This is a genomic window from Lachnoclostridium sp. Marseille-P6806 (assembly GCF_900625025.1).
Lineage (GTDB): Bacteria > Bacillota > Clostridia > Lachnospirales > Lachnospiraceae > CAG-791.
The window spans coordinates 192,535-211,286 of the sequence record NZ_LR130575.1; the positions used below are offsets into that span (position 1 = coordinate 192,535).

Genomic DNA, 18,752 nt, shown 5'->3' on the forward strand with positions numbered 1-18,752 from the left:
TAAAGGAGATGAGCCATGTCTGATGAGAAAAATAGGAGAGCGGGGGGGCGTATCGACTGGCTGATCACACTTCTCCCCATGCTCTCGATTACACTGCTCGGCGTCCTGTTTTTCCTGTTCCCCGCGGGCGCCAATCGTGTGCTGGGGGATATCCGCACATTGCTCGGCGATACGTTCGGGGTATATTATCTTGCCGTCGGTGTGTTCATCTTATCCGTGACGCTCTATATGGCGTTTTCAAAGTACGGGAACATTGTATTGGGAGAACCGGGAGAGAAGCCGAAGTATTCTTTCTTTACATGGGGCGCGATGATGTTCACCTGCGGGCTTGCCGCCGATATTCTGTTCTATTCGTTCTGCGAGTGGATTCTCTACGCCGCGGATCCTCATATCGGCGAGCTCGGCAGCATACAGGACTGGGCGAGCGTGTTTCCGCTGTTTCACTGGAGCTTTATTCCGTGGGCGTTTTATCTGGCGCTGGCGGTGGCGTTCGGCTTCATGCTGCATGTGAGGAAGGGCAGCAGGCAGAAGTATTCCGAGGCCTGCCGGCCGCTGCTCGGCAGGCTTACGGACCGGTGGCCGGGGCGGCTCATTGACCTGCTGGCGGTGTTTGCGCTGATCGCGGGCACGGCGACGACGTTCAGCGTGGCGACGCCGCTGATGGCGGGCGCGATCGGAGAGCTGTTCCATGTCCCGCTCGGCAGAACCGCAGTGACGGTGCTGATACTTCTGGTTACCTGTGTGATTTATACGTATTCGCTGCTCAAGGGAATCCGCGGGATCAGTATTCTCGCAAAAGGCTGCATTTATCTTTTCTTCGCGCTTCTTATCTATGTTCTGCTGCTTGGAGGGGAGACGCGCTATATTGTGGAAACGGGATTTTCGGCCATGGGCCGGCTTTTTCAGAATTTTATCGAGCTTGCGACCTTTACGGATCCGCTCCGCACAACCGGGTTCCCGCAGAGCTGGACCATCTACTACTGGGCCTACTGGATGGTCTGGTGCGTGGCGGCACCGTTCTTTATCGGGAGCATATCGAGGGGGCGCACGATCCGGCAGACGGTGCTCGGGGGCTACGGCTTCGGCGTGGGCTCGACGCTGATCAGCTTTATCATTCTGGGAAATTATTCGATGGGAAAGCAGCTCTCCGGAGCCTGTGATTTCATCGCCGCATATCGCGAAAACGGCGATCTCTATGAGATCATCATAAGCATGATCCGGACACTTCCGTTTCCCGCGCTGGTTCTGGCGCTTCTCCTTGTCACCATGATCGCGTTCTACGCGACCTCCTTTGACTCGATCGCGCTGATCGCGTCCTGTTACAGCTACCGGCGTCTGGAAGAAAACGAGCAGCCGGACAGACGGATTGAGCTGGCTTGGTGTATACTGTTAATAGTGCTGCCGATCGCGCTGCTCTTTTCCGAGAGCTCGATGAGCAATATCCAGTCGGTGAGCATCATTGCGGCATTTCCGATCGGGATCGTGATGCTGCTGATCGTGTTCAGCTTTTTTAAGGATGCGAAGCGATATCTCTGATTCTGTCTTTCGGGAGAATAGTGTGAAAAATCACGCTGATGCGCTGATTTTTTACACGGCTATTTGTGCCGAAGCCCAAATAGCCCCTGATCGCAGCAGCAAAACCGCCTGCGCGGATTTTGCGCTGCGTGCCTCGCACAAAGTGCTTCGGTATGGGGAATTATGTCAAAGAATTATTTTGCGGATAACGGAAAACTGAAGCTCCTCATCATTGTCGGCACCCGTCCGGAGATCATCCGTCTCTCGGAGGTGATCCGGAAATGCCGGCGCTGCTTCGATACGGTGCTGGCACACACGGGGCAGAATTATGACTACAATCTGAACGGCATCTTTTTTCATGATCTGGAGCTGGCGGAGCCGGAGGTGTATCTGAACGCGGTGGGAGCCGATCTCGGAGAGACGATGGGAAATATCATCGCGTATTCCTATCGGCTGATGCGGGAGCTCCGCCCGGATGCCGTGCTGGTGCTGGGCGATACCAATTCCTGTCTCTCGGTGATCAGCGCGAAGCGTCTGCATATTCCGATTTTCCATATGGAAGCGGGCAACCGCTGCAAGGACGAATGTCTTCCGGAGGAGACGAACCGGAGAATCGTGGACATCATTTCCGACGTCAATCTGGCGTATTCCGAGCATGCGCGGCGATATCTGGCGGACTGCGGACTGCCCCGGGAGCGCAGCTTTGTCACGGGCTCCCCGATGGCGGAGGTGCTCCGCAGAAATCTGCCCGGCATCGAGGCGAGCGACGTGCATCAGCGGCTTTCGCTGGAGAAAGGCAGATATATCCTCCTGTCCGCCCATCGGGAGGAGAATATGGATACCGAGGCAAATTTCCGTTCTCTGTTCACGGCGGTCAACCGGATGGCGGAGAAATACGATATGCCGATCCTTTACTCCTGCCATCCCCGCAGCAGAAAGCGTCTGGAGGCGTCGGGCTTTGCGCTGGATGAGCGCGTGATCCGCCATGAGCCGCTGGGCTTCCACGATTACAACTGTCTGCAGCGGCATGCCTTTGCGGTGGTATCGGATTCCGGGACGCTGCCGGAGGAGAGCAGCTTCTTCCTCAGCATCGGGACGCCCTTTCCGGCTGTGTGCATCCGGACGAGCACCGAGCGCCCGGAGGCGATGGAAAAGGGCAATTTTGTTCTGGCAGGAATCCGTACGGAATCCCTCCTGCAGGCCGTGGACACGGCGGTCCTGATGAACCGAAGAGGCGACTGGGGCGCGCCGGTGCCGGACTATGTGGATGAAAACGTCTCGGATAAGGTAGTGAAGATCATCCAGAGCTACACGGAAATCGTGAACCGCGTGGTATGGAGAAAGCCGGCGGAGGAATGCAGTCAGCAGCAGGAGGCTGCGGAACAGGAGCGTGCGGCATGGGTATTCTGATTCCGCTGCCGATCGCGCTGGTGATGGCGCGCCGGTGCCGCAGGAGCATGGCGGAGACGCTTCCGGTCACGCATATCCTGATGATTTTCTGCCTCTTTTTCTCCGGTGTTCTGGGAAGCTTTCTGCCGGGGCTGTGGCTCCTCTGCGTGGGCTCGGGGCTCTGCCTTTTGTATCTTGCATGGACCTGGCTTCGGGAGAAAGCGGCTCCGGCAGAGGGAGCGGGGGCTGATCTTGCGCTGTATTTCCTGTATGCGGCGATCTTCATGGCGTTCAGCTACGGGCGCTCGATCAACGACAGCGATGAATTTGCGCACTGGGCGCTGGCCGTCAAGGACTATTATCAGTATCATCGCTTTTCAAATATTTTTCCGGCGACGGATATGTCGCCGACCTATCCTCCGTTCACGACGATCTGGGAATATTTTTATACCCGGACATGGATTACGTATTCCGAGGGCTTTTCCTATCTGGGGCTGCAGATGCTGATGGTGTCCCTCATGCTGCCGGGACTGCGCGGGGGACAGCGCGAAAATAGAAATAGAAATGAAAATGGAATGGTCCGCACCGCGGTTTTTGTGCTCGGATCGCTCCTCCTGCCGCTCATGTCCTATGCGGACGGCTTTACGACGCTTCTGCCCGATACCTTTGCCGGGATTCTGTCGGCGTATATTTTCTGGATGTTTTATCGTGCCGAGACCGATGCCTCGCCGCGCTTTTATGAGGCGGGGGCGATGCTCGGGACGGCGGCGCTGGCTGTTTCAAAGAACAACGGCACGGTGCTCTGCGCGGCGCTTGTCGGAGTCCTGCTCTGTGCCCGCGCACGGCGCCATCTTGCGGCAGGACGCCCGTTTTCGGAGTATCTCCGGGGGACGCTGGGGTATCCTGCGGCGTTTTCCGCCGGATACTATTCATGGAAGTGCTATCTTTACTGCTCGAACGGGCAGGGCCCTGTCTGGCGGGGGATGGTTCGGTATACGGGCAGAGTGCTTCTCATCATTCTGGTATTTGAAGTGCTGTCGTGGATTTTTGCCCGGCTTTTTTACCGCTGCCGCAGGCACAGGTGGGGGCTTGCCGCCTTGGGAGCTTCCGGCGCGCTTTCCTATCTTGCGGTGCTTCTGCTTGCGGTGCGGCATTATCAGATGCCGGCGCACTATGTCAGAGCTGTCTCCAGCATGTTTCTGAAGCACTTGTTTCTCACGGAGAGAAACAGCATCGGAAATCTTCTGCCGGTGTCTCTTTGTGCGTTTCTGATCCTCTCGGCGCTCGGCATCGCAGCCTTTTTTGCCGTGCAGAAGCGGACGGTAGCCGCACAGGAGACGCCCGGGACGGGAGAGGAGGCGGCGGATGCGGAGGCAAAGCGCCTGTTTCTTCTTGCCTATCTGATGATCGGGCTGTATCTGGCGGTGCTCCTCATCATGTATATTATTTCCATCGGCCCGTCCAATGGAATGAGCATCTGGCTGCCGTCCTTTCACCGCTATCTTGTCCCCTGCATGACCATGCTGATGCTGATCGGCCTGTATCTTGTTCTGGACCGGTACCGGGGAGGGGGCAGGGCCTTTTATGCGCTGCTCGCGGCGGTGATCGTGCTGTGCTCCGACCCCGGAGCGGTCGTCTCGCTGGTTCTTGACAGAGAGCCGGAGACGGTGTACTGGGCGATCCCTCACTCCGGGATTGCGCTGTCTTCCGGGGACCGCTTCTATCTGATCGATCAGGACTGGGACAATCCGGATCAGTGGCGGCAGTTCCATTACTGCGTGTGGCCCGGGCGGGGGATTTTCACGCCGGAGGGACGTCTTCGGGAGGACGGAGCGGAGGACGGGGCAAAGATCACAGTCTCGGCGCTCCGCAGCGATATCCTTGCGCAGGACTGCAATTATGTCTATATCAACGAGCTGGAGGATGCCGAAGAAGTCAGACGGCGCTATGGGGAGCTCTTTGCGGCGCCCGGCGAGATCGGCGACTGCACGCTGTTCCGGGTGACGCAGGAGGACGGCAGGGTGATCCTTAAGCGGATCGGGCAGTAGCAAAGCCGAGCGGGCGACTTGTATATCCGGTGATGCCGGTATCATGACGCGGGGGTTGGCAGAGTATTTCTTGCGGAGAGAAAGGAAAGCGCGCGCTATGCAGGAACACGCTTTTGACAGGGAGGACAGCCATGTCATGAAAGGCATCGGCATTGTCCTGATGCTGATGCACCATCTGTGGGGATTCCCGGATCGAATCGCGGGCGGCGGGCTTCGCTCGCTCCTTACATTCGGCGATCAGAGCGCGGCGGTCTATCTGGGGACGTTCGGCAGGATCTGCGTGTCACTGTTCTTCTTTCTGGGCGGCTACGGGCTGGCCTGCCGGTACAGAGGCCGGCGCTTTGATCTCATCGGGAGAATACGGGGCCTCTATCTCTCTTATTGGAAAGTTTTTCTGATTTTCATTCCCATTGCGTTCCTGTTCTTCCGGCATCAGCCGGTCTACTGCGGGAATGAGGGAATCTGCAGCCGCTATGCGGTGTTCAGCCGGGAAGAGCTGTTTCAGAACTTTCTGGGGCTCAGTACCTCGTACAACGAGGAGTGGTGGTTTCTCCAGAGTTATGTCGGAGCGATCATTCTGTTCCCCGTGATCCGTTTCCTCTGCGACCGGTTCTCTGCGGCGGGGGCCTTTGCGCTCACGCTGGCGGCGTCGGTTCTGATGCAGAACGTTTTTCCGGCGCTCGGGAATCTGTCCTCACTGGGTTCTCCGAACGGCAATTATCTGTATTATGCGCTTCTGGGGCAGGGCGGGCCGCATTTCATCTGCTTCTGGATGGGGGTGCTGATGGCAAAGGACGGCCTCCTGCTCCGGCTGCGGGCTTCCATGGAGAGCCATGCGCTCCTGCGGCCCCTGCCGGAGCTGCTCCTTATCGCGGGGATCGTGTATCTTCGCGAGTCCGGGCCGGGCGATACGCTGGATTTTCTGTATGTGCCCGTTCTGACGGTCGTGTCGCTCGATCTGCTGCGAAAACTCTCGCCGCTTCGCCGTGTTGCCCGGCGTCTCGGAGAGGAAAGCACAAATATGTGGCTTATTCATACCTTTCTTTGCTATTATTTCTATCAGACGGCCCGGCTCGTCGCCGCGCCGGGATGGGCGGTGCCGTCTCTTGCGATACTGGTGGCGGCGAGCTATGCGTGCGCTGCCGCGGTGACATATTTCTGGAGGCTTGCAGGACGGATATCCGGGGCGGCCCGAAAGACGCCGATGAACAGGAAAGAGGGATCATGCTTGCAAAAATAGGATATATTCTCACAGCAAGGGAAAAGCGGAGACTGGTGCTGATGTTTTTCATGGTGGCGGTCGGCAGTGCGCTGGAGCTTCTGGGCGTCACGATTTTCATGCCGTTTATTGAAATCATCACCGATCAGAGCAAGATCCACAGCAACCGGTATCTCCGCCTGCTGTATGAGCGGCTGGGCTTTCACGAGGCGACGGGCTTTCTTGCGGCGCTGGCGGGCTTTATTATCTTTATCTATATCGTAAAAAACGCCTATCTGATTTTTGAGAAGAACATCCTGTATAAATTCACCTACGGGATCCAGCAGCGAATCTCCGTGAGCCTCCTGTCGGCCTATATGAAAGAGCCCTACACCTTTCATCTCAATAAGAACATCGCCGTGCTGCAGAGAAGTCTTCAGGAGGACACCGATCAGTTCACGAAAGCGATCAATCATGTGATCGAGCTCAGCATCGAGCTGCTGGTGTGCACGGTGCTCGGCGTTTATCTCTTCATTGTCAGCAAATCCATCACCATCATCGTGCTGGTGATTCTTGTGGTGTTGGTGGGCGGCTTTACGCTCCTCACAAAGAAAATCACAAAGGCGCTGGGACTCCAGAATCAGAAGCTCAAGGCGGAGCTGTATCAGGGGATGAATCAGGCGCTCGGCGGCATCAAGGAGGTCAAGGTTCTGGGACGGGGAGACTTTTTTATCGATCGCTACCGGAGGACCTTTGACGAGTTCATCCGGGGACAGAGGAAGACGAGGCTTCTCGGCATCCTGCCGAAATACTGCGTGGAGGCCACCTGCATGACGGGGCTCCTCGCGGCGATCATTGTGAAGCTCTATTTCGGGCAGAAAGATCTGATCGCGTTCATCCCTCAGCTTGCGGTCTTTGCGGTGGCGGCGTTCCGCATGATGCCGTCTGTGGGGCGGATCAACGAGTATATTACCTATATTGTCTATGAAACGTCGTCGGTGGATCTGGTATATCATGATCTGCGGGATATCGAGCAGCTTGATCTGGATCAGAGCGTCCGGGACGAGAGCTGGAAGCTGAAAGACCGGATTGCGGTCCGCCATGTGAGCTATCACTATCCGGACATTGAGGAATGTGTGATCGAGGATGCGAGCTTCGATCTGCAAAAGGGGAAAACCATCGCCTTTGTCGGCAGCTCAGGGGCCGGAAAAACCACGATGGCGGATATTATTCTGGGGCTGCTGGTTCCGCAGAAAGGGCATATCTATGCGGATGATCTCGATGTGATGAAGAACCTCCGCACATGGCAAAAGGAGATCGGCTATATTCCGCAGGTGATCTACCTGTCCGACGACACCATACGCAACAATATCGCATTCGGCGTTCCGGAGGAGGAGATCGACGAGGCGAAAGTGCAGGAGGCGGCGGAGAAAGCGCAGCTCTCCTCCTTTATCGAGACGCTTCCGGACGGCTTTGACAGCTATGTGGGGGACCGGGGCGTCAGACTGTCCGGCGGACAGCGGCAGCGCATCGGCATTGCCAGAGCGATGTATCACGATCCGGAGGTGCTGGTGCTTGACGAGGCGACATCTGCCCTTGACAACGAGACGGAGAACGCGGTCATGGAGTCCATCGACCGGCTGCGCGGACAGAAGACCCTGCTCATCATTGCGCACCGTCTGTCGACGATACGGAATGCGGACGTGATTTACGAGGTCAGCGGGGGCCGGGTGACGGAGCGCACGAAAGAGGAGGTTCTCGGCGGAGTGCCGGGAGGAGAGGTTTGAACGTCCTGCTGATGCAGTCCTTTCAAACTCCGGCCCCGGTGCGGGGCACCGGGGCGCAGATCGCATCGGCGAATCTGAAATTCGCCTCGCGGAAAAGAGGAGAAGCATGAAAAAGCTGAGCATAGAGGAGGAGCAGTCAATTCAGCTTGAAATGCTGGATTATCTGGACGCCGTCTGCCGGGAGGAGAAGATTCCGTATTATCTGGCATATGGAACGCTGCTGGGAGCGGTCCGCCACGAGGGCTTTATCCCGTGGGACGACGACATCGATCTGTTTATCCGCCGCACGGATGCGGAGCGTCTTGCCGAGGCGGTGAAGCGCCGCCCGGACCCGCGCTTCTTCTTTCAGGACGAGCATACGGATCCGTTCTATCTGTACCCGGGGATGTTCCGGCTGTGCCGGGACGGGACGCTGAAAATGCCGGAGACGTACTGGGATGCGCCGTTTCACAAGGGAATGTATCTGGATATTTTTGTGCTCGACGAAGCGCTGGCCGACCGGCAGCGCGACCTCGCGGCCTATCGGCGCTGCGCTCTGGCAAAAGTTCTCCTCCGGACAAGGTTCAAGAAATTCCGTGAAAATACCAGCCTCAGGGGAGCGGCGGCGTGGATGCTGGCCCACACACTTCCGTACGGCATGCTGCAGCGTTATGCCGTGCGCCAGATTACGGGGAGAAAAGGCCGAAGAGATGAGGAGACGCTGATCACCTACCTTGGCATGGAGGACGATCCGGCGGAGGGAATCTGCCCGTCTTCGTGGTTCGCACGGACGGAGGAGGTGAATTTCTGCGGCAGGCGCTGCCCGGCGCCGGCCGGAGCGCATGAATTTCTCCGCTTTCTGTACGGGGATAACTATATGACCCCGGTAAAGACAAAGGATCATTTCTATCCGGCGTATCTTCTGGACGAGGAAGAAAGAAAGAGCTTCGAGAGGGCGGAATGGGGAGCAGACGGTTGAAGCAGAGAAATACGGCGATGAACCTCGTCAAGGCGCTGGCGATGTTCATGATCTTTGCCATTCATTGTCCGTTCCCCGGCGTGTTCGGCGAGTATCTGAAATCGGTGGCAAGCTATGGGGTTCCGCTGTTTTTTGCCGTCTCCGGATTTTTCAGCGCCGGCGTGAGCGGAGCGGGGCTGAAACGGCGCATGGGACGGCTCTTTCGGTGGATTGTTCTGTACAATGCCGTCTATCTGGTCTGGGACGTTCTGTATTACCGCGCGCAGGGCGTGGCTCCCGCAGAATTTCTCTCCTCCGTGTTCTCTCTGAAAAAGCTGGCGGTCATGCTGCTTCTCAACGAGTCACCGGTCCGGGGACATCTGTGGTTTCTGGGGGCTCTGCTGTACTGCTATGCGGCGAAGCTCCTCTTTGAAAAGCTGTCCGGCGGGCAGGCGTGTCCTGCGCGGCTCATGGCTCTCCTGACCGGGCTCCTCCTTGCGGCGAACATCGCGGGCTCTCTGCTTCTCCTGCATACGGGGAGAGGCGACAAGATCGCAAGCTACATACGCAACTGGGCCCTCGACGGCCTCCCGTTCTTTATGCTGGGAGAGCTTCTGGGAAGAAACGAGGCGAGGTTTCGCCGGATTCCGAGGCCGGAGCTTTTTTTTCTCGCGCTGCCGCCGGTCATTGTCCTGAACCTGCTGGAAACCGGACCGGCCGGTCAGGGGAGGGTGGTCTATGCCGCGACGGTGCTGCTGGTGGCGCTGCAGCTCATACTGGCGGCGGCCTTTTCCGGGCGCCGCTTCGGGGCGGGGCTTAAAAGGCTCGCGGCATATGCCGATCGCCTTGCGCTGTCCATCTATATTTTTCAGATCATGGTACTCAAGACGATGGAGCTGTTCCCGCGGGCGGATCGACTTCTGAAAGAGGCCGCGGGCGGCTGGCTGCGGACGATTGTCCTGTTTGCGCTGACAGTTCTCGTGGCCTGCGCAGCGGACGGAGCGGGCAGGATGATAAAAAAGGAAGAGATCAAATTACAGAAAGAGAAAATCAAGCGGTGCATCGCGCGGCTTAGCTTTGCATGGAACCGCCGCTTTCGGAAAGCCGGGGCTCTGCGCGTGGAGAGCATCGGCGACACCATAAAACGGGTCGGAGAAGAGGAGCGTAGTCTTGTCCGCTTCGGCGACGGCGAGCTGCAGCTTATCCGCGGGCGCTCCATTCCGACGCAGGCCTATGATTCGGTGCTGGCGGGACGCCTTGCCGGGCTCCTCGCCTGTCCGGAGGAGAAGCTGGTGGTCGCGATTCCGCAGATTTTTGACGACCTCTCGCTGTTTGTTCCGGCCTCCCGTACGTTCTGGATGGATCATCTGCTGTTCTGCCGCCGGTATTATGAGCGCTTCTGCCGCCGGGACAGGGTGTACGGAAACGCCTTTTTTTCCCGCTGCTATCTCACGGTGCAGGACCGGACGCCCTGCGAGCGCTGGTTTCGGGATATCCGCCGCCTGTGGGCCGGGGCGGAGCTCGTCGTGGTAGAGGGGGAGCGGTCGCACAACGGCGTCGGCAACGACCTCTTCGGGGAGGCGCGCCGGGTGAGGCGCATTCTCTGCCCGTCGGTCAATGCGTTTGCCGTGTATGACAGAATTTTGAAAGCCTGTCTGGAACAGCCGGAGGGGACGCTCTTTCTTCTCTCCATCGGCGCGGCGGCAAAGCCGCTTTCGTATGACCTCTTTCAGAGCGGCTTCCGCGTGATCGACATCGGCAACATGGACGGGGAGTATGAGGCGTTTCTGCACGGCGTCGGGGGCAAAAACGAGCTGTCCGCGGACAAGTATGAGCTGCGCGGGAGGCAGGCGCATGTGAAAGCCGGATACGGCGCGTACTGGGATGAAATTGTGTGCAGGGTCACGCCCGGAGAATAATTCCCTGCCGCGCATGGCGGAGAAATAAGGAGTGCATTTGCGTATTTTGTATATTGCGCCGCGGTATCACACCAATCAGACCGCGGTCATTCACGGCTGGCAGCTTCACGGAGACGAGGTCTTTTTTCTCGCGCGTGCGGTCGGGCCGACGGAGGATCACCGCTTTCTTGTTCCGGATATCATCCCGTATTCGCCGCTGTTCCTCGCCGTGGAGCGGCTCTATGAGGCGCTGCATCAAAGGAGCGAGAGCGCGCACGACATCGGTCTTCATTATGGCTTTCCCTCACCGCCGAGGGTCCGTGCCTATATCCGGGAAAAGAAGCCGGATATTGTGGTGCTCCGGGAAAAATCGGTATACTCCATGATCTGCTATTCCATATGCAGGTGGCAGGGGATCCGGACGGTCATCTATAATCAGACGCCGCTGCTTCTGGAAAAGGAAAAGCTCCGTCGCGGGCCGCTGCACCGCCTCGTGGACCGGCTTACGCCGGCGCGGCGCTTTACGCCGGTGCGTTCGCTGGGCGGCACGGAGAATAAGGAAGCGGATCCCCATGCGTTCTTTGTCCCGTTCATCGCGGAGCCGATGTGTGCGCCGGGGGAGCGCCGGTACATGCCGGAGGGCGTCGTGAGGCTCCTCGATATCGGGCGCTTTGAGAGCCGGAAAAACCATCTTCTCATGCTCCGGGTCTTTGAGAGGCTCCGGTGGGAGCATCCCCGGCTTCACCTCACGATCGTGGGGGAAATATGCCGGGTGCAGTATCAGGAATACTATGACGCGGTTCTGCGCTTCATCGAGGAGCACGCGCTCGGAGAGTGCGTTTCGGTAAAGAAGAATCTGAGCACGGAGCAGATGGCGGAGGAATACCGCCGGACGGATCTCTATGTGCTCCCGAGCACGGGGGAGCCGGCCGCGATTTCGCCTCTCGAAGCGATGTCATACAGCATTCCGGCGGTGTGCAGCGACGGCAACGGGACGGCCGACTATATTCTTCCCGGAAAAACGGGGGACATCTTCCGCGACGGCGACGAGGAGGATCTGTATGAGAAGCTCTCGGCCATTCTGCGGGAGCCGGAGCGGATCCCTGAGCTCGGCCGGGCGGCCTATGAGCACATTTGCAGGGACTACTCCTTTGCGGCGTATTATGATGCGCTGATGACATGGTATGAATCGGATGCGGAATGAGGACGGGAAAAGAAAACTGAGAGTTCTTGCGCTGATCTGGAGCATGGGGGACGGCGGGGCGCAGCAGGTTCTCCTCAATCACCTGCGCGCCTTTAGCGGGGACGACGCGATCGACTTTCACGCGGCGGTGTTCTGCGGCCCGCAGGAGAACCGCTACTGCGAGGAGATACGCCGGAACGGGTATCCGGTCGACTTTCTGGGAAATCCGAGGAGCCGTCTGTCCGTGCCGTTTCTCCGGTGGCCGCTGAACCGGCTGGCGGCCCGCCGGGCGTGGGAGCGTTACCTCCGGGATTTTCAGCCGGATGCGGTGCATGTGCATATCTCCGGCCTGCTTGCGGATGTTCTTGTGCCGGTCTGCCGCGCCGGTATTCCGCTGCGCTTCGATTCTCTGCACAGCAGTCCGTACCGCTATCGCGGGCGGGAACTGCGCGCGATTCAGAGAGCCTTTCAGAGAGAGCGCTTTGTGGGTCTTTGCCTGAATGAGCGGCAGGCCGCGCAGGCCGCGGAATATTACGGCATGCGCCGCTTTGAGATTCTGCACAACGGCATCGACATGGCGGCGATTCGGAGCCGCCTCCTGCCGCGGGCGGAGGCGCGGCGAAGCCTCGGGCTTCCGGAGGAGGCGTGCGTTCTTGCCGGCGTGGGACGGCTCGATCCCGTGAAAAACTACCCGTTTATGCTGGCGGTTTTCCGGGAGGTCCGGCGGCGCAGGGAGGATGCTCTTCTCGTGATTGCGGGGGACGGGCCCGAGCGGGAACGGCTCCGGGAGCTTGCGCGGGAGCTGGGGCTGGAGCAGGCCGTGCGCTTCCTCGGAAACCGCAGGGATGTCGTCCCGGTATACTGCGCGGCGGATCATTTTCTCATGACCTCGGACAGCGAGGCCTCGCCGCTGGCGCTGCTGGAGGCGCAGTGCTGCGGTGCGCACTGCGTCGTATCGGAGGGCGTGCCGGAGGAGAGCGTGATTTCGGACGGCGTGTATCGCTTTGTGTCCGGCGAGATGAGGCCGGAGCGCTGGGCGGAGGCCGTCCTTGGAAGCGAGGTCAATACAAGGCCGCGCTTTACGGCGGAGGACTATGATATCCGCACGGCGGCCGCGCAGCTTCGGCGCTGCTACCTGAAGCACTGGGAAGAATATCAGAGGAGACGGGAGCTTGCAGAATAAGATGGACAGACAGCGCTGCTTCATGATTTCGGTGGATACCGAGGGGGATGATCAGTGGGACAATCAGCATGAGATCACGACGGAGAATGCCGCGTTTCTCCCGCGCTTTCAGGAGCTGTGCGAAGCGCACGGACTGAAGCCGGTCTGGCTCACCACCTACGAGATGGCGCAGGATCCGGCGCTTGTGGACTTTCTTGCGGACCGGCAGGAGAGAGGACGGTGCGAGGTGGGCATGCACCTCCATGCGTGGAGCACGCCCCCGGAGGCGCCGCTTGCGCGGAGCACGCCGGCGCGGGAGTTTCTCATTGAATATCCGGAGGAGGTCATGGAGGCCAAGATCCGCACGATGACGGAGTGCCTCACGGCGCGCTTCGGCGTGCGCCCGGTTTCCCACCGGAGCGGGCGCTGGATCATGGACGAGCGCTATTTCCGTCTGCTCAGGCGCTTTGATTATCTGGTCGACTGCTCCGTGACACCGCTGGTTTCATGGGAGAAAACGCAGGGCGCGACGGGGCGGGGCGGCTGCGATTACCGCGGGGAGAGTCTGCTTCCCTATTTTCGGAACGACGGCATTCTGGAGATTCCGGTCACGATACGCAGGCTCCGTTTTCTCGACCGCGCGCGGATCCGCTCTCTTCATTCCGCGCTGCGGGAGCTCCGGAATCTGGCGACGGGCGTAGCGCAGTGGCTCCGTCCCTTTGACGTATATTCGGAGCAGGGGATGCTGACGCTCCTTAACAATCTGGAGCGCAGCGAGCCGGACAGCGACCTGCTGTTCACGCTTCATTCCTCGGAGCTGATGCCGGGCGGCAGCCCGTCCTTTCCGGACGAGGCGTCGATCGAGGCGCTGTACCGGGAGATGGAGCAGGTGTTTTCGCGGGCGGAACGCGCAGGGTACCGGGGCGTGACCATGCGGGAATATTATTCGATGAAACAGAGGGAAAGGGAGAGCCATGTACAGGGTAGATAACGCCGTGATCCTCGCGGCAGGGATGTCCAGTCGCTTTGCCCCGCTCTCCTATGAGCGCCCCAAGGGGCTCGCGGAGGTAAGAGGGGAGCGCCTCATTGAGAGGCAGATCAGACAGCTCCGGGAGGCAGGCATCCGCGATGTTTTCATCGTGACGGGGCATCAGGCGGAGCAGTTCGATTATCTGCGCGGGAAATACGGCGCGACGCTCCTCTATAACAGCGAGTACCGCGCGCGGAACAACCATTCGTCCATTTATGCGGCGCGGGAGGTTCTTGGCGGCAGCTATATCTGCTCGGCGGATGATTATTTTACGGTTTCTCCCTTTGCGGCAAAGGAGGAATGCAGCTATTATGCCGCGGTGTACGCAGAGGGAGAGACGCAGGAGTGGTGCCTTACGGCGGATGCCGGGGGATATATCCGCTCTGTCCGGATCGGCGGCCGCGATGCGTGGTACATGCTCGGACAGGCGTTCTGGGACGGGACGTTCACCCGGCGCTTTCTGGAAATCCTCGAGGAGGTCTATGACCGGGAGGAGACGAAAGGAAAGCTCTGGGAGAGCATCTACGCGGAGCATCTTGACGCGCTGCCGATGAAGATCCGGAAATATCCGCAGGGGCAGATCATGGAATTTGATACGCTCGATGAGCTGCGGGCCTTTGATCCCAGCTATGAGGACGACACCCGCTCGGAGGTCTTCCGGGACGCGGCCCGCCGCCTCGGCTGCCGGGAGAGCGAGCTCCGCGCGGTTCTGCCGCTTTTGGGGGAGGACGGTGAAGCCGCGGGCTGCTCCTTTTCGGCCCGCGGACGCCGGTATGAGTACCGCTATGAGGGAAAGCGCCTTGCAGAGGCACCCGCGGGAGGGACGGCTTGACTGGTCAGAAAAAAAACATTCTGTTCTTTACCCATCATCTGGGGCACGGAGGCGCGGAGAAAGCGGTCCGCACGCTGGCGCGGTATTTTCACGGGCAGGAGGGCTACGAGAGCTATGTCTGCGTCGTCTACGACGATCCGGAATTTCACGGTGAGGTGGACAATCTCATCGTGATGGAGCACCGCTCCCGCCCCGAAGACGGAAAAATGCGAAAGGCCTGCCGCGTACTGCTTCAGATCGCGGAGCTCCGGCGCATCAAGAGGCGCTATGCCATCGACTGCTGCATCAGCTTTCTTCCGGGAGCGGATCTCATCAACGTGAGCTCCGGGGCGGGGGAGAGGCAGATCGTCTCGGTGCGGAACCGGGAGTCCCTGTTTGTCAGTTCGGTTTTCAAGAAATGGTACGTGCAGTATTCCTACCGCCGCTGCGATCATATTGCCGCGGTGACGGAGCTGGTGCGCCGGGACTGCATGAAATGCTTCGGCGTTCCGGAGAACCGGATCACGACGATCCACAACGCCGTCCCGGAGCTCCGCCGCGGAGGGGAACCGCTCCCGGAGGAGGAGCGGCGGATGGAAGAGGAGGCGGAGCGCTTCTGCCGCGGGCATGAGGTGTTTGTCAATGTGGCGAGACTCGCGCCGGAAAAGGGGCAGGACACCCTGCTCCGGGCGCTGGCGGCCGCATGCCGGACAAGACCGGGGCTGCGCCTTATGATCCTCGGGGAGGGCCCCCGCCGGGAGGAGCTTACGCGGCTCGCCTCGCAGCTCGGCCTTTCGGAGCAGGTGCTTTTTGCGGGGAACCGTCGGGCTCCGCAGCGCTTTCTGCGCATGGCGGACGTCTTTGTGCTCTCCTCCGTGGTGGAGGGGATGCCGAACGCGCTGCTGGAGGCCATGCAGTGCGGACTTCCCTGTATTTCCACGGAATGCGGCGCGCGGGAGATTCTTGCTCCCGGAACGGACTGCGAGGAGACGGCAAAGACGATGGATATCGCGGAGTACGGGATCCTCGTTCCGGTCGGCGAGGAGACGGCGCTTGCCGGCGCGATGCTCCGCATGCTGGAGGAGCCGGCCCTGCGGGAGCGCTTCCGGGAGAGGGCGGCGGATTGTCTCCGGCCGTTTGCAACGGAAGCGGTCGGGGCGCAGTGGGCGGATGTCATCGAGGGACGGGTATGACGGCGATGCGGACAGGTTTTCTTGCAATTCTCACCCCGAGTTATGAGAGGGCGGACCGCCTGCCGAAGCTCTATGAGTCGCTGTGCCGCCAGAGCGATCCGGATTTTGTCTGGGTCGTGGCGGACGACGGGAGCACGGACGGGACCGGACGGCTGATCCGGGGATGGCAGGAGGAGGGACGGCTTGATATCGAGTACCTCTTCAAGGAAAACGGCGGCAAGCACACCGCGCTGGCGCTGGGGATCCGCCGCATCGCGGCGCTGGGGGCACAGCTGACCTTTATTGTCGACAGCGACGACTGGCTCACGGAGGATGCGGTGGCCTCGATCCGGGCGATGCAGGGCAGGGAATGGACGTCGGAGCGGCGCATCGGCGGGTTCTGCTTTCTCCGCAGGGGGAGCGACGGAACGATCAACGGGGGCGCGTTCCCGCAGGATATCATGACGGGGAACTACACGGAGCTCAGGATCAACCGGGGCGATCTCGGGGACAAGGCGGAGGTCTACGATACGCGCGTTCTGGAGGAGTACCCGTTCCCGTGCTTTGGAGAGGAGCGCTTCCTCCCGGAGGATGCGGTCTGGATCCGGATGGCCGCGCGCTATGACATGGTCTTTGTCAATCAGGCGATATACTACTGCGACTATCTGGAGGGGGGGCTTACAAGATCCGGCAGACGGATGAAGCTCCATTCGCCCTGCGGGATGATGTATCGCTCCGCCGGGTATCTCGAAAACCCGCGCGTGAACCGGAGGACGCGCCTGAAAATGCTGCTCCTCTGGCACATCTACCACAGCTTTGCCGTGAAAAACGGGATGGACGCCGAAACAGAGAGGCTCTGCGCGGTGCGGAAGAATTTCTGGTTCTATCTGCTGCTTCTCCCGGGGAGGCTTCTCGGCCTTGTATGGAAATGGAAATATGCGTGAAACGAACATGATGCAAAAAACGGAGGGCTGTACGCCGGAGGAGCTTCTTTTTTATATCTATTTTGCCGTTATGCTGCTCTGCAAGGGGCTCGGGCTCGTGGACGGGCCGCTGTACCGGCTGTGTCTTGCCGGCAGCTCTCTTCTGGTGCTGGCAAAGCTCCTCGTGGATAAGTATACGGCGGCGGAATATGCGCTGTCTGTGCTTCTTCTCGCGCTCGGGGCGGCCGTCATGCTGAGCTCGCACAATCAGGGTGTGCTCCTTTGCGTGCTCCCCGTCGTCGCGATGAAGCACATCGACCTGCGGCGCTGCTGCAGGGAGGCGGCGCTGTTCTGGGGAGGAGCGTTTGTTCTTCGGGTCCTGACGCAGCTTGCCGGTCTCGGAAGTCGCGATTTTGTGATCCATGACAAGCTTCGTCTGGGCTATGTCATACGCTGGGCTCTCGGCTACTCGCATCCGAACGTTCTGATGATCGCCTATGTGGTGCTCCTGTTCTATCTGGGGTGCACGCTGCGTCCGGAGGGGCGGGAGCTCTGGCGTTTTCTGACCGCGGCGCTCCTTGGCGGCGGCTATATTTTCCTGTATTCCCTGAGCGTTACCGGCCTCCTGTTTCTCTTCATTTTTCTTGCACTGGCATTCCTCTTCGATGCGGTTCGCCGCCGTGAGGAGAGGGTGCAGAGCGGGCGGCAGGGGACAGGCCACCCGTCGGCGCTTCTTGCCGCAGAGCGCCTGCTGATCCGGCTGGTGTTTCCGGCGGCCGCCGGCATCTCGGTGATAGGGCCGCTGACGTTTAAGGGGCGTCTCTTTGATTTCTTCAACCGGCTCCTCAATACCCGCTTCTTTTTGTCGAAGTATATGCTGACGCGGGAAAATCTGTCGCTTTTTGGCAGGGATCTCTTTGACGCGACGCTGACGCTCGACTGCTCCTACACGAATCTTCTCATCAGCGGCGGAAGTATCGCCTTTGTATTGATGGCGGCCGCTTACCTGCTTCTCATCCATGATATGATAAAGGATATGGATACGGCGGAGGGGTGCTTCGCCATGGCGGGGACGCTGGCGCTGCTCGTCGCGGGGATGTCGGAACCTTTTCTCTTCAATACCTCCTTTAAGAATGCGACGCTGCCGTTCATGGGCTGTTATCTGTACCGCCGCCTTGCCCGCTCCGGCGGGAGGGAGTACCGGATCATCCGGCTTCCGGAGATGCTCCGCGCCCTGATCCGGAGGAAAACGGCAGAGCTCTCCGTCTGGATCATGAAAAAACAGCTGCGGCTCCGCGATGCGGCGCTGCGTCTGCGTGCGGCGCTTCTTCGGAGGAAAGGAGCTGCGGCGGCGCTTTTCCTCGCGGGGGCGCTCTGCGGTGTCTGGGCAGGGCTCTGCCTCGTCCGGGTTCCCTCCGTGGTTTACGCGCCGCGGAGCAGCAGCACGGCGGACGATACCAGAAAGAATCTTTATTTTACGCGGGAACAGGTCGCCGCGCTCGAGCAGACGCAGGGAGCGGCGGTTCTCGGCTACCGGGATGAAATGACGCCGATGCAGGAATTTGCGGATCCCGGACTGGCGCGTATGGAGAGACTCCGGGCCGCGGGGAGTCTGGCTCTTGCCGGGGGCTGCGCGGGGCTTCTTATCACGGGAATCTGTCCAGCCTGTCCGCGCCGCAGGACCCGGAGAAAATCGTGA

The 18,752-nt window shown here is 59.8% G+C and carries 15 protein-coding genes; all 15 read left to right on the forward strand.

Annotated features, from left to right (window positions below; all coding sequences use genetic code 11):
- Positions 1-15 precede the first annotated feature (15 nt).
- The 15 genes from E0E20_RS03205 to E0E20_RS03270 all read left to right on the forward strand — a co-directional run bounded on the left by E0E20_RS03205 (position 16) and on the right by E0E20_RS03270 (position 18,752).
- Complete coding sequence (locus tag E0E20_RS03205) at positions 16-1,536, forward strand: BCCT family transporter (protein ID WP_130836643.1); 1,521 nt, start codon at positions 16-18, stop codon at positions 1,534-1,536.
- A gap of 22 nt (positions 1,537-1,558) precedes the next feature.
- The gene (locus E0E20_RS13845) at positions 1,559-1,735 is read left to right on the forward strand and encodes a hypothetical protein (RefSeq protein ID WP_165443958.1); all 177 of its coding nucleotides are present in this window, start codon (positions 1,559-1,561) and stop codon (positions 1,733-1,735) included.
- Positions 1,699-2,925 carry a non-hydrolyzing UDP-N-acetylglucosamine 2-epimerase gene (wecB, locus tag E0E20_RS03210; RefSeq protein ID WP_130836644.1) on the forward strand — a complete coding sequence of 409 codons (1,227 nt, stop codon included), beginning with the start codon at positions 1,699-1,701 and terminating at the stop codon, positions 2,923-2,925. Before E0E20_RS13845 ends, wecB begins: the two co-directional genes overlap by 37 nt.
- Positions 2,871-4,952 (forward strand): hypothetical protein, encoded by a 2,082-nt coding sequence (locus E0E20_RS03215; RefSeq protein ID WP_130836645.1) that lies wholly within the window; start codon positions 2,871-2,873, stop codon positions 4,950-4,952. Before wecB ends, E0E20_RS03215 begins: the two co-directional genes overlap by 55 nt.
- Positions 4,953-5,049: 97 nt before the next feature.
- Positions 5,050-6,192, forward strand: coding sequence for an acyltransferase family protein (locus E0E20_RS03220; RefSeq protein ID WP_165443959.1), 1,143 nt, complete (start codon positions 5,050-5,052; stop codon positions 6,190-6,192).
- Complete coding sequence (locus E0E20_RS03225; RefSeq protein ID WP_165443960.1) at positions 6,177-7,937, forward strand: ABC transporter ATP-binding protein; 1,761 nt, start codon at positions 6,177-6,179, stop codon at positions 7,935-7,937. The genes E0E20_RS03220 and E0E20_RS03225 overlap by 16 nt, the downstream gene beginning before the upstream one ends.
- Positions 7,938-8,043: 106 nt before the next feature.
- Entirely contained in the window at positions 8,044-8,895 is an 852-nt protein-coding gene (locus E0E20_RS03230) for a LicD family protein (RefSeq protein ID WP_130836648.1), read from the forward strand.
- On the forward strand, positions 8,892-10,793 hold the full coding sequence (locus tag E0E20_RS03235; RefSeq protein WP_165443961.1) for a GT-D fold domain-containing glycosyltransferase: 1,902 nt from the start codon (positions 8,892-8,894) through the stop codon (positions 10,791-10,793). The genes E0E20_RS03230 and E0E20_RS03235 overlap by 4 nt, the downstream gene beginning before the upstream one ends.
- Positions 10,794-10,830: 37 nt before the next feature.
- Positions 10,831-11,976 carry a glycosyltransferase family 4 protein gene (locus tag E0E20_RS03240; RefSeq protein ID WP_130836650.1) on the forward strand — a complete coding sequence of 382 codons (1,146 nt, stop codon included), beginning with the start codon at positions 10,831-10,833 and terminating at the stop codon, positions 11,974-11,976.
- Positions 11,957-13,138 carry a glycosyltransferase gene (locus tag E0E20_RS03245; protein ID WP_130836651.1) on the forward strand — a complete coding sequence of 394 codons (1,182 nt, stop codon included), beginning with the start codon at positions 11,957-11,959 and terminating at the stop codon, positions 13,136-13,138. Before E0E20_RS03240 ends, E0E20_RS03245 begins: the two co-directional genes overlap by 20 nt.
- A complete protein-coding gene (locus E0E20_RS03250) occupies positions 13,128-14,108 on the forward strand; it encodes a deacetylase (protein ID WP_130836652.1) in 981 nt (326 codons plus the stop codon). Before E0E20_RS03245 ends, E0E20_RS03250 begins: the two co-directional genes overlap by 11 nt.
- A complete protein-coding gene (locus E0E20_RS03255) occupies positions 14,092-14,979 on the forward strand; it encodes an NTP transferase domain-containing protein (RefSeq protein WP_130836653.1) in 888 nt (295 codons plus the stop codon). Before E0E20_RS03250 ends, E0E20_RS03255 begins: the two co-directional genes overlap by 17 nt.
- Positions 14,976-16,151 (forward strand): glycosyltransferase, encoded by a 1,176-nt coding sequence (locus E0E20_RS03260; RefSeq protein WP_130836654.1) that lies wholly within the window; start codon positions 14,976-14,978, stop codon positions 16,149-16,151. Before E0E20_RS03255 ends, E0E20_RS03260 begins: the two co-directional genes overlap by 4 nt.
- Positions 16,148-17,074, forward strand: coding sequence for a glycosyltransferase family 2 protein (locus tag E0E20_RS03265; RefSeq protein WP_130836655.1), 927 nt, complete (start codon positions 16,148-16,150; stop codon positions 17,072-17,074). Before E0E20_RS03260 ends, E0E20_RS03265 begins: the two co-directional genes overlap by 4 nt.
- Positions 17,067-18,752 carry a hypothetical protein gene (locus E0E20_RS03270; RefSeq protein WP_130836657.1) on the forward strand — a complete coding sequence of 562 codons (1,686 nt, stop codon included), beginning with the start codon at positions 17,067-17,069 and terminating at the stop codon, positions 18,750-18,752. The genes E0E20_RS03265 and E0E20_RS03270 overlap by 8 nt, the downstream gene beginning before the upstream one ends.

What these genes read in the sequence shown, in the direction of transcription:
- E0E20_RS03215 (WP_130836645.1), top strand. Translation starts at nt 2,871, where the DNA reads ATGCAGTCAGCAGCAGGAGGCTGCGGAACAGGAGCGTGCGGCATGGGT.
- E0E20_RS03230 (WP_130836648.1), top strand. Translation starts at nt 8,044, where the DNA reads ATGAAAAAGCTGAGCATAGAGGAGGAGCAGTCAATTCAGCTTGAAATG.
- E0E20_RS03205 (WP_130836643.1), top strand. Translation starts at nt 16, where the DNA reads ATGTCTGATGAGAAAAATAGGAGAGCGGGGGGGCGTATCGACTGGCTG.
- E0E20_RS03220 (WP_165443959.1), top strand. Translation starts at nt 5,050, where the DNA reads ATGCAGGAACACGCTTTTGACAGGGAGGACAGCCATGTCATGAAAGGC.
- E0E20_RS03245 (WP_130836651.1), top strand. Translation starts at nt 11,957, where the DNA reads ATGAATCGGATGCGGAATGAGGACGGGAAAAGAAAACTGAGAGTTCTT.
- E0E20_RS03270 (WP_130836657.1), top strand. Translation starts at nt 17,067, where the DNA reads ATGCGTGAAACGAACATGATGCAAAAAACGGAGGGCTGTACGCCGGAG.
- E0E20_RS03255 (WP_130836653.1), top strand. Translation starts at nt 14,092, where the DNA reads ATGTACAGGGTAGATAACGCCGTGATCCTCGCGGCAGGGATGTCCAGT.
- E0E20_RS03265 (WP_130836655.1), top strand. Translation starts at nt 16,148, where the DNA reads ATGACGGCGATGCGGACAGGTTTTCTTGCAATTCTCACCCCGAGTTAT.
- wecB (WP_130836644.1), top strand. Translation starts at nt 1,699, where the DNA reads ATGTCAAAGAATTATTTTGCGGATAACGGAAAACTGAAGCTCCTCATC.
- E0E20_RS03225 (WP_165443960.1), top strand. Translation starts at nt 6,177, where the DNA reads ATGCTTGCAAAAATAGGATATATTCTCACAGCAAGGGAAAAGCGGAGA.